The sequence below is a fragment of the Kitasatospora sp. NPDC034035 genome, assembly GCF_055575755.1.
Map to the genome: position 1 here is coordinate 153,419 of NZ_JBVISA010000012.1, position 13,255 is coordinate 166,673.

General features: G+C 72.1%; 17 protein-coding genes. 5 read left to right on the forward strand and 12 right to left on the reverse strand.

What is annotated here, in order from left to right:
• Positions 1-34: 34 nt before the first annotated feature.
• From ACZ52J_RS19160 to ACZ52J_RS19180, 5 genes are all read right to left on the reverse strand, one after another.
• Positions 35-1,234 carry a hypothetical protein gene (locus ACZ52J_RS19160; protein WP_465620165.1) on the reverse strand — a complete coding sequence of 400 codons (1,200 nt, stop codon included), beginning with the start codon at positions 1,232-1,234 and terminating at the stop codon, positions 35-37.
• A complete protein-coding gene (locus ACZ52J_RS19165; RefSeq protein ID WP_465620167.1) occupies positions 1,231-1,809 on the reverse strand; it encodes an NADAR family protein in 579 nt (192 codons plus the stop codon). The genes ACZ52J_RS19160 and ACZ52J_RS19165 overlap by 4 nt, the downstream gene beginning before the upstream one ends.
• A 244-nt stretch (positions 1,810-2,053) precedes the next feature.
• Positions 2,054-3,160, reverse strand: coding sequence for a threonine aldolase family protein (locus tag ACZ52J_RS19170; protein ID WP_465620170.1), 1,107 nt, complete (start codon positions 3,158-3,160; stop codon positions 2,054-2,056).
• A 305-nt stretch (positions 3,161-3,465) separates the two neighbouring features.
• Complete coding sequence (gene dmpI, locus ACZ52J_RS19175) at positions 3,466-3,648, reverse strand: 4-oxalocrotonate tautomerase DmpI (protein ID WP_465620171.1); 183 nt, start codon at positions 3,646-3,648, stop codon at positions 3,466-3,468.
• A gap of 110 nt (positions 3,649-3,758) precedes the next feature.
• A complete protein-coding gene (locus tag ACZ52J_RS19180; protein WP_465620173.1) occupies positions 3,759-4,697 on the reverse strand; it encodes a LysR family transcriptional regulator in 939 nt (312 codons plus the stop codon).
• A 107-nt stretch (positions 4,698-4,804) separates the two neighbouring features.
• Here ACZ52J_RS19180 and ACZ52J_RS19185 point away from each other — a divergent pair, with 107 nt between their 5' ends.
• Positions 4,805-5,332, forward strand: coding sequence for a P-loop nucleotide/nucleoside kinase family protein (locus tag ACZ52J_RS19185; protein ID WP_465620174.1), 528 nt, complete (start codon positions 4,805-4,807; stop codon positions 5,330-5,332).
• Positions 5,333-5,449: 117 nt separating this feature from the next.
• Here ACZ52J_RS19185 and ACZ52J_RS19190 read toward each other — a convergent pair whose 3' ends face one another.
• Positions 5,450-6,031 (reverse strand): RBBP9/YdeN family alpha/beta hydrolase, encoded by a 582-nt coding sequence (locus tag ACZ52J_RS19190; RefSeq protein WP_465620176.1) that lies wholly within the window; start codon positions 6,029-6,031, stop codon positions 5,450-5,452.
• Between the two features lie 74 nt (positions 6,032-6,105).
• Between ACZ52J_RS19190 and ACZ52J_RS19195 the strand changes: the two genes are divergently transcribed.
• On the forward strand, positions 6,106-6,759 hold the full coding sequence (locus tag ACZ52J_RS19195) for a TetR/AcrR family transcriptional regulator (RefSeq protein WP_465620178.1): 654 nt from the start codon (positions 6,106-6,108) through the stop codon (positions 6,757-6,759).
• A gap of 90 nt (positions 6,760-6,849) precedes the next feature.
• Positions 6,850-7,278: an ML domain-containing protein gene (locus ACZ52J_RS19200; protein ID WP_465620180.1), complete on the forward strand. Its 429-nt coding sequence runs from the start codon at positions 6,850-6,852 to the stop codon at positions 7,276-7,278.
• 17 nt (positions 7,279-7,295) lie between these two features.
• Here ACZ52J_RS19200 and ACZ52J_RS19205 read toward each other — a convergent pair whose 3' ends face one another.
• Together ACZ52J_RS19205 and ACZ52J_RS19210 are read right to left on the reverse strand one after the other, a co-directional pair.
• Positions 7,296-7,733, reverse strand: a complete 438-nt coding sequence (locus ACZ52J_RS19205) for a nucleoside deaminase (protein WP_465620182.1) — start codon at positions 7,731-7,733, stop codon at positions 7,296-7,298.
• Positions 7,730-8,563, reverse strand: coding sequence for a TIGR03619 family F420-dependent LLM class oxidoreductase (locus ACZ52J_RS19210; protein ID WP_465620184.1), 834 nt, complete (start codon positions 8,561-8,563; stop codon positions 7,730-7,732). The genes ACZ52J_RS19205 and ACZ52J_RS19210 overlap by 4 nt, the downstream gene beginning before the upstream one ends.
• A 93-nt stretch (positions 8,564-8,656) precedes the next feature.
• Between ACZ52J_RS19210 and ACZ52J_RS19215 the strand changes: the two genes are divergently transcribed.
• Both ACZ52J_RS19215 and ACZ52J_RS19220 read left to right on the forward strand, forming a co-directional pair.
• Positions 8,657-9,103, forward strand: coding sequence for an Lrp/AsnC family transcriptional regulator (locus tag ACZ52J_RS19215; protein WP_465620186.1), 447 nt, complete (start codon positions 8,657-8,659; stop codon positions 9,101-9,103).
• Between the two features lie 141 nt (positions 9,104-9,244).
• Complete coding sequence (locus tag ACZ52J_RS19220) at positions 9,245-10,390, forward strand: serine hydrolase domain-containing protein (RefSeq protein WP_465620187.1); 1,146 nt, start codon at positions 9,245-9,247, stop codon at positions 10,388-10,390.
• A 139-nt stretch (positions 10,391-10,529) separates the two neighbouring features.
• Here the strand turns inward: ACZ52J_RS19220 and ACZ52J_RS19225 are convergent, their stop codons facing one another.
• The 4 genes from ACZ52J_RS19225 to ACZ52J_RS19240 form a co-directional block, all read right to left on the reverse strand.
• Entirely contained in the window at positions 10,530-10,661 is a 132-nt protein-coding gene (locus ACZ52J_RS19225) for a hypothetical protein (RefSeq protein ID WP_465620189.1), read from the reverse strand.
• Between the two features lie 71 nt (positions 10,662-10,732).
• Entirely contained in the window at positions 10,733-11,155 is a 423-nt protein-coding gene (locus ACZ52J_RS19230) for a type II toxin-antitoxin system VapC family toxin (RefSeq protein ID WP_465620190.1), read from the reverse strand.
• Positions 11,152-11,445 carry a type II toxin-antitoxin system Phd/YefM family antitoxin gene (locus ACZ52J_RS19235; RefSeq protein WP_465620192.1) on the reverse strand — a complete coding sequence of 98 codons (294 nt, stop codon included), beginning with the start codon at positions 11,443-11,445 and terminating at the stop codon, positions 11,152-11,154. The genes ACZ52J_RS19230 and ACZ52J_RS19235 overlap by 4 nt, the downstream gene beginning before the upstream one ends.
• 246 nt (positions 11,446-11,691) lie before the next feature.
• The gene (locus ACZ52J_RS19240) at positions 11,692-13,182 is read right to left on the reverse strand and encodes an MFS transporter (protein WP_465620193.1); all 1,491 of its coding nucleotides are present in this window, start codon (positions 13,180-13,182) and stop codon (positions 11,692-11,694) included.
• Positions 13,183-13,255 lie beyond the last annotated feature (73 nt).

Below are 13,255 nucleotides of genomic sequence, written 5' to 3' on the forward strand. Positions count from 1 at the left end.
CAGGACATCCTGGCGTTGGTATGTGGCTGGGGAGTTAAGAGCGCACGACCAGTCGTGTCCGAGTGGTGTCAAGGAGCGCGCAGAGGGCGGTCATTGCAAGAAGTGCGCCGGTCGCGCTCCGTAGGAGGGTCGCCTCGTAGTACGGGCCGGGGGCGAGGACGGCGACGGCATACCCGACCACGGCACCTGCGGCCGCGGGCAGGAGAAGGCACAGGGTGTCCCGCCGGGCTGCCGATCCGATCACCAAGAGTCCAGCGAGCGCGGCGAGTTGGGGTGTGCCGAAGGTCTCGGCGTAGCGGATCGCCAGGGCTGGGACGAGGAAGAGCGTGAGCGCCCGGCCGATGGTCTCGGTGAGGGTGGCGGTGCGGGGGGCGGCCGGCGGTGTGACGGAGCGGGCCGCGAGGCGGGCGGCCGTGTGGCGGGTGGCTGCGAGGCGGCTCTCGGCGAGGCGGGTGCCGACGAGAACCGTCAACGCGACTGCGGCGGAGAGGAGATGGCCGCCGATCCGGGCGAGATTGTAGAGCAGCGCGGTGTCGTACAGCACCAGCATCAACTGCCCGTACGCCCACAGGTCGAGCGCGAAGAGGAACAGGTGGCGGCGGGCGGGGCGGTCGCCGGCCGGTTCGCGCCGGGCCAACCAGACGATCAGCGGCGGTGTGACGGCGACGGAGAGCACGCGCAGGGCGAGGTCGTCCATGGTGTACGGATTCCGCAGGTCCCACTCGACCGCGCAGAACGCCACGGTGTACGAGACGGCGGCGAGCGGGACCAGCGGCGAACGGGCCAGCCGGACGTACAGCTCGCGGTCCAGCCGCCGGACGACCGACACGAACGCCAGGAGGACGAGCGGCAGTTCGAGGAACGCCTGCACCCGCAGGACGGACGGCGCCAACAGCTCCGGCGCCGGGAAGCGGGCGGCGAGGGAGTCGAGGGCGCTGAGGCGGGGGACATCGAACCAGCCGGGCGGCAGGTAGCGGGCGATGAAGGACGGGTCCCCGCCGTGGACCCGGTTCACGTAGACGGCGACCAGGAGCTGGTTGAGGTAGATGAGCGCGACGATGGCGGCCAGTACCGCCTCCGGCCCGATCGCGCCCCGGCGGCTGGGCCGGGCCCTGGCCCGCAGCACCGGCACCTCTGGCGTCTTCGACGCCTTCGGCACCCCCGGAGCCAGGAGCAAGGCGGTGGCGGCCGAAGCCACCACCGTCCCGTCCAGCAGCGGAGCGACCGTGCTCATGCGGCCAGCCGCGCCCGCGCCTCCATCAACGCGAAGCCGAGCAGGTTCAGCCCGCGCCACTCGCTGGGCTGCTGCGCCCGGATGTCGTCGGCCGCGAGCCCGATACCCCAGATCCGGTCCACCGGACTGGCCTCGACCAGCACCCGGCTGCCGGTGCCCAGCAGGTACGCGCGCAGCGACTCGTCCTGCCCGAACTTCGCGACGTTGCCCGCCACGACCAGCTCGAACCGCCCGGCCACCCAGACCTCGTCGTCGAAGTCCTTGACCAGCCGCCCCAGCTTCTTCGCCTCGGCGGGCGTCCGGGCCTTCAGCACCTGCTGCGCGATGTCCTCGTCCCCGAACATCCGGGCCTTGCCGGCCATCATCCAGTGCTCGGCGGAGGCGTACGTCACCCCGTCGACGGTGAACTCGCCGGGCCACCACTGGCTCATGCACTCCTGCCGGGTGCCGCCGTCCTTGCGTGCGGTGTGCCCCCAGAACATCACCCACTTCGGGTGCACCCCGTCGGCCATCAGCGCAGCCAGCTCCTCACGGCTGCGGACGGCGGCAGGGTTCCCCACGTGCATCTCGCTCATATCGTCATAGTGACACAAAGGGTCTGGTGCTCGCGAACCGTTTGATTGCGACGTATCACCTTGAGCAGAACTGACCAGCGGGGTGGGCCGGCCCCGTTCGCTCTCCTGCCTCGTGGCGACGGCCCGCCGGGCCCGCCTGTCCATCGCCGAGACTGTGAACTGGCTACGCGAACTCGGAGTCGAAATCCCCGAAGCCGCCGACAGCATCCGCGCAGCCCTGGCCCGGGTGCCTCGGGAGATCCCGTCAGCCGGCTGCGGCCAGCTCCAGGAGCCGTAGCCCGACCGCCGTCACCTCGTCCGCCGTCCACCTCTGGGCCGGTCCGCCGAGGCTGACCTCGGCCATGGCGAGGCCGGGGGCGGCGTCCTGCCAGTAGCCGATGAACCAGGTGTCCTCCTGCTCGGCGAGGGTCAGGTGGGCGGCGTTCAGTGCCTCGGCCGGGTGCGGCAGCCAGAGCTGGAACTCGTGGGTCGGCGGGACCTCCGGGTAGAGGCGGGCGCCCGGGAGTGCGGCGAGGGCCCGGGTGAGCGTCGCAGCATGGCGGGTGTAGTCGGCGAGGTGGGGGAGGACGGTGTCCATGCCGTGGAGCGCGGCGAGGGCGGCCGGCCACTGCTGGAAGAGCTGGCCGCCGTAGCGGTGGCGCCAGGTGCGGGCGTAGGCGGTGAGGGCGGCGTCTCCGGCGAGAGCGGCCCCGCTCATGCTGCCGAGGTCCTTGTAGTAGGAGACGTAGACGCTGTCGGCGAGGGCGGCGATCTCGTCGAGCTGCCTGTCGAAGTGGACTGTGGTGTTCCAGAGGCGCGCGCCGTCGAAGTGCACCCGGGCGCCGGTTTCGCGGGCGGCGGCGACGAGTTCGGTCAGCTCGTCCCAGGTGGGGAGGAGGTAGCCGGGGTCGCGCAGCGGGAGTTCGACCGTGAGGGTGCCGAAGGGCTCGCCGAGCGCGCGGAGTTCCTCGGCGGTCGGCTGGCGCTGCTCGGTGGTGGGCCAGAGGCCGCGCAGGCCGGTGAGCTGGGTGTAGGCGTGGCGCTCGTGGCGTTCGATGTGGCTGAGCGGGTGGAGGACGACGGCGGGGTTGCCGGTGCGTTCGGCGTGGTAGCGCAGGGCGACCTGCTGCGCCATGGTGCCGGTGGGGAAGAAGACCGCGTCTTCCTTGCCGAGCAGAGCGGCGGTCCGTTCCTCCAGTTGTCGCACCGGGCCGTCGCTGCCGTAGAAGTCGGGGAAGACGTCCAGGCCGTCCAGGGCGGTGAGTTGGGCGAGGCGCTCGCGGATGCTCATGATGCGGTCGCCGGAGAGGAACCGCTTGCAGGACATGCGGGCCGCGCGTCGCCGGTGGATCTTGCTCTGGTCATCGGTCATCCGGGGATTGTCAGGCCGATGGCGGGGTCGGACCAACTGGTTTTCGGGCCAACCGGTTTTCCCGGCACCGGGCCCGGCCGGGGTCGTGGCGGCGCAGCGGACGGGAGTCGACGGCCCCCGCGCCCGCCCCGGTCGCGACCGAGGATGCTGCGGCGGCGAGCAGGGAGGTGCGGGGGCGGGTCGGTAACGTCATGAGGTGCGAGCAGGGGGAGGGTCGACGTCGTCGGGGCGGGCCGTCCGCTCGATGCCGCCGTGCGGCGGGCGGAGGTGGGAGCGGCCGCATCCCGTCGTCCGTTGGCCGGTGGCTACCGGTCCGCGGTGAGCTTGCCGGCCGCAGCCCAGTTCTCGGCCGGGTACTCCTGGATCCACACGAACACGCTCTCGGCGGGGACCTCCAGGGCCTCCACGAAGGCCTCGGTGACCTTCTTGACCAGCTCGCGCTTCTGCTCGACCTCGCGCGGGCCCTGCTGAATGGTGACGATCGGCATCTTCGGCTCCTGACCGGTTTCCTGTGGGGTGTTCCTGCCGGGTTTTCCGGCTGAGAACAGTCCACCCGATCGGGCCGCCCGCACCCAGACCCGAATCGCTCTGGCAGCGATCACGAATCCTGATCGTCCCTGGTCAGGCTGGTCGGGCTGGTCGGGCTGGTCACGGCCGTCTGGCGGCAGGCTTGCAGGAGCAGCCGGGGGAGCGGGGCGGAGCGTCGTACGGCGATCGAGGTCGGGAGGGTCAGCGGGGTTCGGCAGGGGCGGAAGGCGATCCGGTGGGTGTTCGTCATCCGGGCGTTGGCGGCGTACACCACCGTCCACATCGGGGTTCCGGTGCCGATCGCGGCGAGGGTGTCCTGGAGGGTGCCGCCGTGGGCCGGGCCGAGGACCGGCTGGAAGCCCGCCTGCGCGCAGGCGTCCGTCACCAGGTCCACCAGCGCCGGGTGGTTGCGGCGTTCGGTCAGCCGCAGGGGCAGGGCGGCGAGGTCCGCGAGGTCGATGTCGGGCTGGTCGGCGAGGGCGTGCCGGGCGGGGAGGGCGAGCACCAGCTCGTCCTGCCAGACGGGCAGGAAGCGGAGTTCGGTGTTGCTCTCGGGGATGGCGCCGCGCACGAAGGCGGCGTCGAGGCGGCCGTCCGCCAGTCGGGCGAGCCGTTCCCGTACCGGGGCGGAGTGGAGTTCGACGCGCACGCCGGGGGCCCGCCGCTGGTAGGTGTCCAGGATCAGGTCGAGCCGCTCGCCGAGTCCGGTGATGGTGCCGAGCCGGAGCACGGCGGGTGTGGCGGCCTCGGCGGCGAGGTCGGCGGCGAGGGCGCGGGCGGCGTCCTCGGCGGCCAGGACGTCCCGGGCGGCGGGCAGGAAGCGGTCGCCGGCCGGGGTCAGCCGGACGTACCGGGGCGAGCGGTCGAACAACGTGACCTTCAACTCCCGTTCCAGGCGCCGGACCTGTTGGCTCACGGCGGGCTGGCCGAGCAGCAGCTGCTCGGCGGCCCGGCCGAAGTGCAGTTCCTCGGCGACGGCGACGAAGCAGCGCAGCTGCCGTAGCTCCATGCGGTCCGGTCCCCCTGCTCGATGTGCCGACGGGCCCATGGTCGCAGGTCGGGGTCGCGCGGAAAATGCGGTGGCCGTCCGCTCGGCTTCCCTGTCACGATCCCGCGGTGACTACGTTGTTCCTGATGGTCGGCCTGCCAGGGGCCGGAAAGACCACGATGGCCCGGCAGCTCGCCGAGGAGCAGGGCGCGCTGCGGCTGACGCCCGACGACTGGATGATTCCGCTGTTCGGCGCATCGGAGGCGGACGGGAAGCGAGACGTGCTGGAGGGGCGCATGCTCTGGCTCGCCTTGGAGGCGGTCAGGCTGGGCACCAACGTCGTGGTGGACTACGGCTGTTGGTCGCGGGAGGAGCGGTCCGCGATCCGCTGGCTGGTGGAGTCCGAGGGGGCGTGCTTCCGGATGCTCTACCTGCCGGTGGACGACGGGACCCAGCGTGCCCGGATCGCCCATCGCTGGGCGACCACTCCCGAGGAGACGTTCCCGATGACAGAGGCGGACATCCTGGCCGGGCGGGCGCACTTCGAGGAGCCGGACGCGGCGGAGCTGGAAGGCCTCGGGGTCGCTGCCGGCCTGCCGCCCGGCTGGGCGGACTGGCGGGAGTGGGCCGCGAACCGGTGGCCGTCGTTCGCGTGACCGTTCTATCGCGACTGTTCCCCAAGGGTCCGCCCGCCGTGTGCAAGCGCCGCCGTCCCGTACGGCGCCTCCGCGAAGGCGAAGGTACTGGGCGGGACGGTGAACCCCCTGGCCGGGTCAGGCCGCGAGCAGTTCCAGGACCAGTCGGACGGCCTCCGGCACCTCGACGTGGTCGTCCGGGGTGGCTCCGAAGTGGCCGCCGGTGGGCGTCACGACGGCGGTGGCGCCGAGGCCCTCGACGAACAGCCGGACGTGCTCGGTCGGGTCGGGCTGGTTGACCGGGTCGTCCATGGCCTGGAGGATCCGGAAGTTCCGGGCCGAGCGGCGGATGCGCGCCCAGTCGAACTCGTCCTCGAAGAAGGAGGCGAGTGCGTCGTACCCGACCTCGTGGGCGGAGGCCGCGACCAGCAGGACGCCCGCGAACACCCCGTTCGTCTCGTGGTCGTGCTGTTCCAGGAAGCGCAGCACGTTGACGCCGCCGATGCTGTGCCCGACCAGGACGGTGGACTCGGCGGGGCCGGCGGCGAGCGCCGCGTCGCCGTAGGCCTTGCGCCACGGCTCCAGGCTGGGCGCTTCGGTCTCCGGCAGTCGGGGCACGGTGACCCGGTGGCCGGCGTCGGCCAACTGCCGGGTCAGGTACGGGAACCAGACGCTGTCGTCGCTCGCGCCGTAGCCGTGTGCCACCACGATGTCGCTCATGATCGATCCACTCCCCTGAATTCAAACGATCCGTCGCGTTTCGATTAAAGGTAGCACGCTGCTAGCGTGAGGAGGTGTCTTCCGGAGAAACCCACAGCGGAGAACCCCGCCACAGTGGAGAAACCCACAGCCGCCGCACGGGCGGCCGGATCCGCAGCCAGGACGCCCATGACGCCGTCCTGGCCGCCGCGATCGAACTCGTCGAGGAGCTCGGCTACCAGGCCGTCACCATCGAACGCATCGCCGCCCGCGCCGACGTCGCCAAGAGCACCATCTACCGCTGGTGGAAGTCGAAGGCGATCCTCGTCATGGACGCCTACCGCACGGCGGTCGAGCAGCGGATGCCCGAGCCCGACACCGGTTCACTCGCCGGCGACCTGACCGCCTTCGCCACCGCCCTGTACGGCGTCACCGCGCACCCCGTCCGGGTTCGTACGCTGCGCGGCCTCATGGCGGAGGCCCAGCTCGACCCCGGCTTCGCCGGGCCGTTCCGGGAGTGGGTGGAGAGTCGGCGCGCCGTCGTGCTCGGCCTGCTCTCCCGGGGTGTCCAGCGCGGCGAACTCCCGCCCACCGCCGACCTGCAGGCCGCCACCGACCACTTCTTCGGGCTCTTCTGGTACCGCCTCCTGGTCGAGCACCAGCCCCTCGAACCCGCCCTGGCCGCCGCCCACGTCGACCAGCTCCTGAACGGCCTCCTCGCGGGCGGATCAGCCGTTCGAGTGGTTTGAATAGCGCGTCGCGTTGGTGCGGGCCGTCGGCGCACCAGACTGGGCGGCCGTTGCCGTGCTCAACTCCCCTTGTCGCCCACGGAGGTTCCGATGTCCGGTTGGGACTACACGAACGACGGTTCGCCGACGGACCCGTTGCAGATCAACGGCATCACGGTCACCCCGGACCCTCCCGCCCCGGGGCAGACCAGTGTCTTCACCATCGACGCGACGGTGCAGGAGCCGATCGCGGACGGCGCCTACGTCGACGTCACCGTCAAGCTGGGTCTGATCAAGGTGCTGACCAAGCAGTTCGACCTCCTCGCCGAACTGCGCGGTGAGGGCAGCCTCAAGCTGGCCTGCGGCACCAGCGACGGCAAGAGCCCGATCCCGAAGGGCGACACGAGGCTGACCCTCACCCTGGACCTGCCGCGGGAGACCCCGCAGGCGACGTTCAACATCGCTCTTCGCGGCTTCACGGTGGATGACGACGATCTGCTGGCGCTCGACGTCAAGGTCGACTTCCTCAAGAGCCGTTGAGATCTCGTTCCGAACGATCAACGGGGCCGGTAGTAGGCCTCGATGGGGGCCCGGGCTTCCCCGTGCAGCGCCGGGCCCTCCTCCGCCACCACCGGCCACGCCCCCGACTCCGGGTTGAGCTCCACGAGTTGCTCCGTCGACAGCGCGTACACCACCCGGCCGATGCCCGAGCGGACGAGGCCGCCGCCGCACATCCCGCACGGCTGGCAGCTGGTGTACATCGTGGTGCGGGCGGCCGTCTCCGGGTCGAGTTCGCGGGCCGCCCAGCGGGCCAGCTTCAGCTCCGGGTGGGCCGTGATGTCGTTGTCGCGCCGCACGGTGTTGTGGGCCTCGGCGAGGATCTCGCCGTCCGGACCGGCCAGCAGGGAGCCGTACGGGGCGTCGCCCAGGGTGATGGCGCGGGCCGCGATGGCGATGGCTCGGCGCAGGAGGGTCTCGTCGGCTTCGGTGATCACGAGGTTGCTGCCTTCCAGTGGGTGGCCACGGTGGTGAGGGCCTGCCAGGCCGTCTGCGGCCGGCGGGTCTCCTCCGGGTCGCCGTGGTAGGGGTCGAACACGACGGTCTCGGCGCCGAGATCACGCAACTGCCGCAGATCGTCGAGGATCTGCTCGATGGTGCCGACACCGGCCGGCCGCTCGAGGCCCTCGACCGGGGCGGTCGTCAGCCGCAGGGCGATGCGGGGCGCGAAGCCCGGCATCGGGTGCCCGGCCAGCACCTCCTGCATCCGGGCCAGCGGCAGCCGCAGCGGGTGCCAGGCGTCGCCGAACCGGGCCGCCCGTCGGAGCGCCGCCTCGCTGTGGCCGCCGACCCACACCGGTACGGACCCGTTCCGCCCGCCGTCCTGCCCGCCGTCCTGCCCGCCCCAGGCGTCCCGCAGCGTGCCCAGGTACTCGTCGGTCAGCCGGCCGCGCGCGGTGAACGGCACCCCGAGCGCGTCGAACTCCTGCCGCGCCCAGCCGACCCCCACGCCGAGGACGAACCGGCCGCCGCTGAGCCGGTCTAGAGTACCGGCCATGCGCGCCACCAACAGCGGGTTCCGGTAGGGCAGGATGAGCACGGTCGTGCCAAGCCGTAGGCCGGTGGTGATCCCGGCCAGCCAGGACAGCGTGGTGAACGGCTCGTAGAACGGCTCCGGGTACCGCTCGGCCACGTCCGGGGTCACCGCCACGTGGTCCGACACCATCAGGAGGTCGAAGCCGAGCCCCTCCACGGTCCTGGCCCACTCGCGCAGCACGCCGGGATCGGTCCCGGGCCCGAAATTGGGTACGTTGACGCCAAGTTGCATGCTTCGAGGCTATCCCCGTGATCATGGCGACCGGAACGGAGTCTTCCCGGTACTGGGCGGCGGCCGCCGCGATTCTCCCGGTAGATTCGCCCCATGGCCGTGAATCTTGACGACACCGACTGGGCGATCATCGAGCAGCTGCAAGGGGAGGCCCGCATCTCCCTCAGCGAGCTGGGGCGGCGGGTGAGCCTCAGCGCGTCCGCCACCACCGAACGCGTCCGGAACCTGGAGTCGCTGGGCGTCATCACCGGCTACCACGCGTCGGTGGACCTCGCGGCGGTCGGCTACCCCGTACTCGCCGTCGTCCGGCTGAAGTACCCGGGCAACCGCCACGAGCCGCTGCGCCGGCTGCTCGCCGAGCGGCGGGAGATCCTCGAGTGCCTGCGCACCACCGGTGACGACTGCTACACCCTGAAGGTCGCGGCGACCTCCATGGAACACCTGGAGACCCTCGTCGACGAACTGGCCGGCTTCGGCAGTACGACCACGAGCGTCGTCTACAGCCGGACCCTGCCGCTGCGCGGGCCCGCCAGGCCCTGAAGGCGAGGGCGATGGCGAATGCGAGAGGCGAGGGCGAAGGTGCTCCCTCGATCGGGGGGGGGTCGTCGGCGAACCGTGCGACCAGACTGGCGATCGTGACCAGGGAGGCCCTACTCCCCACGACCCCAGAGGAGTTCACTCATGCGTCAGCGCTTCCGCCACATGGCCCTCTCGCTCTCGGCCGTGGTCGCGGCGACGGTCGCGGCCGGCGTCCTGGCGGCACCCGGCGCCTCCGCCGCATCCGGCGCCTCCGCCGGCGCCCGGCCGGACCCCGTACAGCGGGGACTGAGCGCGCTGGTGCAGGCGGACGGTGTGCCCGCCGCGCTCGCGACCGTACGGGACCGCGACGGCCGGATCCGCCACTACACGGCGGGAGTGGGGGACCTGGCCGGCGGGGCGAAGGTGCCGGTCGACGGGCAGGTGCGGATCGGCAGCAACACCAAGACCTTCACCGCCGTTGTCGTGCTGCAGCTGGTGGCGGAGGGGAAGATCGACCTCGACGCCCCGGTCGACACCTACCTCCCCGGCGTGGTCCGCAGCGAGGGCATCGACGGACTGCACCTCACCGTCCGCCAACTCCTGCAGCACACCAGCGGGTTGGCCGACTACGAGGGTCTCCTTGACGAAGCCTCGCTCCGGGACCGGTACTTCGAGCCCCGCGAACTCCTGGACCTCGCCCTCCGGCAGAAGCCCGACTTCGCGCCCGGGGAGAAGTTCGGCTACAGCAGCACCAATTACGTGCTCGCCGGCCTGATCGTCCAGAAGATCACCGGCCGGCCGCTCGCAGAGGAGATCGACCGGCGCATCATCCGGCGCGTCGGACTGCGCCACACCTACTTCCCCGCCGTGGGCGACCGGACCATCCGGGAGGCCCACCCCAAGGGCTACCGGAAGGACACCGCCGACGGTCCGCTGCGCGACTTCACGGAGATGGACCCCTCGGCGGGCTGGGCCGCCGGGCAGATGATCTCCACCGACTCCGACCTCAACCGGTTCTTCTCCGCGCTGCTCGCCGGACGCCTCCTCCCGCCGGCCCAGCTCGCCCAGATGCGCACCACCGTCCCGGTCGGAGACACCGGCGTGGGCGCCGGGCTGGGGATCTTCAGTCGGCCGCTCTCCTGCGGCGGGGTCTACTGGGGTCACGGCGGCGACATCCCCGGGTACGAGACCCGGGGCGGTGCCACCGACGACGGCCGCGCCGTCAACATCGCGGTGACCACCGTCCCGACCGACTACGGCGTGACCCGGCACCTGGAGAGCGTCGTGGACACGGCGCTGTGCCGCTGAGCCGGGCCGGAGGCTTCATGCCGCCCCTGGTCGGGTGTCAGGAGTGGTACCGGTGCACCTCGTCGGTCACCAGGGCGGTGCCGTTGTGGAGGGACACACTCGAATAGGTCGCCCGCATGCGCGTGGCCCGGACGGTCAGCTACTGCTCGATCAGCATCCCCGCCACGTCATCCGAGTGGAGCCGCCGCGCCCGCTCCCGGCGCACCAGGAACAGCGTGATGCCGGCGATGGCGGCGACGAGCGCGAGCAGGAACAGCAGGACGAAGCTCATGGCGTCAGTCTTCTCTGATCGCGAACGGACCACCGGCCCGGGTCCGCAGAAGCCGGCGCCCTGGCGAAGGATCATGCTGGGCCGGCGCCCGGCACCGCCCCCGGCGAGGCCACCGGAAGGTCCCGTTCGTCGGCTGCCTCGGCCAGGCGCTTGTCGTACGTGACGAACCCCGTGAGCGCGTGTTCCAGGTGCTCGGCACTGGCCAGGTGGACGGCATCGAGTGCACGCAGGTGCCGGGTGGGGGACTGTCGTGCGGCTCGGAGGATCGGGTCGGAGAGCCGGACCCGGAGCAGCCGGTCGAGCAGTTCCTCCGAAGCATCGAGCAGCTCCCGGGGCGCGCCGACTCGGATGAGCGCCCGCGGGACCTCCACCTGGGCCAGCGCACTGGTCGCATGGCCCTCGGAGCCGTGTGAGGAGAGGTAGGTGCGCAGCGCGTCCGACTCCTCCTCCGGGACCAGGAGTTTGAGGATGGCGCAGGAGTCGAGGTAGATCACCGGTCCTCCTCCTCGCGCATGGCGTGGAGGGCGTCGGCGGCCGAGCCGAGGCGGACGTCGAGCACCGGTGGGGACCAGTCGGCCAGGCCACGGGCGGTGGCGGCGTTCTCCGGGTCGATGGTGCCGTCACGAACGAGGTCCTCCAGCACCCGCTGCTCGGGGTCCGGCGGCGCGAGTACGGCGATCAGCCGCCCGTTGCGGGTGATCTCGATGCGCTCGCCGGCCGCGACCCGGTCGACCAACTCGCTGGCGTGCTGCTGGAGCTGTCGGATGGGGACTCTGGCTGTCATGCGACTCACGGTAGGGCGGACCGTGCGGCGATTGCGAGGAACGTGCGTCGACTTCACGCGAACGGGTGGCACGCCCCGCCCGGGGCGGACCGGCGGTCGGCTCGACGGGCCGCACCGCCGGAAACCGGCAGCGCAACGCCGAGGGCCGCATGGCCAGAAACCCGGCAGCGCAACGCCGACGGCCCCGCGATCGGTGTGCGATCGCGGGGCCGTCCGCCGCCGCCCGGGGCCCGGAGGCCCTGGGGGTCAGCCGATGGAGCGGGGGAGCCGGGTGGTCAGGTAGAGGATGGTGAACGAGCCGAGGAGCTGGATGCCCAGGCAGAGGGCGAGCGTGCGGCCCATGCCGAGGCTGGGGGAGAGCGACAGGTACAGGGTGCCGAGGGTGGCGACGCCGAGGGCGAGGCTGGACTGCTGGCCGGTGGCCAGGACGCCGCTGCCGACGCCGGCGCGGGTGGCGGGCACCTTGGAGAGGACGACCCGGAACAGCGGGGTGCCGATCAGGCCCTGCCCGATGCCCGCGAGGGCGACGCCCGGGGCCATCCGCAGCGGGGAGAAGTGCGCCCAGTCGGCGAGGACGGTCAGGGCGAGGGTGGCGAGGCCGGCGGCCTGGATGACGGCGCCGGCGCTGAGCACCCGGCTGCCCCAGCGGCCGATCAGGCGCGGGCCGGCGAGCGAGGCGCTGAAGTAGCCGACGGCCATCGGGACGAGCGCCCAGCCGGCCGCGATCGGGCCGAGCTTCAGGCCCTGCTGGAGGGCGACCGCGATGACGAACATGAAGCCGCCGAAGCCCGCGAAGTAGGGGAGTGCGATGCCGAGGCCGTGCCGCATCTCCGGGATGCGCAGCAGGGTCGGCGGCACCAGCGGGGTGTCCCCGCGCTGCTCGGCGCGGCGCTCGACCAGGGCGAAGGAGGCGGCGAGGACGGGGAACAGTGCGAGCAGCACCCAGGACCACAGCGGCCAGCCGGCGGCCCGGCCCTCCATCAGCGGGATGAGCAGGGAGAGCAGCGTGCCGGTGAGCAGGACGGTGCCGGGCACGTCGACCCGGGCGGCCTGGGGGGCCCTGCTCTCCGGGACGTAGCGGACCGCGAGCACCACGGCGAGCAGCGCGAACGGCACGTTGAGCAGGAACACCGAGCGCCAGCCGGTGCCGAACAGGTCGGCGGCGACGAGCATTCCGCCGAGCACCTGCCCGATCACCACCGAGATCCCGCCGACCGCGCCGTACACGCTGAGCGCGCGGCCGCGCCGGGCGCCGTCGGTGGCGGCGGTGATGGTGCCGAGGACCTGCGGGATCAGCAGCGCGGCCGAGGCGCCCTGGGTGGCCCGGGCGGCGACCAGCGACCAGGCGTCGGGGGCGAGGCCGCAGGCCAGTGAGGTGAGGGCGAAGGTGGCGGCGCCGACGACGAAGAGCCGGCGGCGGCCGAAGATGTCGCCGAGGCGTCCGCCGAGGACGAGCAGCACGGCGAAGGCGATGCCGTAGCCGGCGGCGACCAGCTCCAGGACGGCGGGCCCGGCGGCCAGGTCCTTGTCGATGGTGGGCAGGGCGACGTTGACGATGAAGAAGTCGAGCATCGGCAGGAAGGCCCCGAGCAGGACGGTGACCAGCCCGGCGGTGCCGAGGGTGGGCGCGGCAAGGGTGGGAGTGCCGGTTCCGGGTGCGGAGGTGCGGGGGGCCGCGGTGCCGGGGGTGGTGGCGGTGCGGTGCGGGGTTGGGGCGACGGCGAGTTGTTGGGTCACGGGTCATACGATGCGCCGCTCCGTACCCTGGTACCAGAGTGTGGTTATCCAGGTATAAGAAGTACCTGGCAAC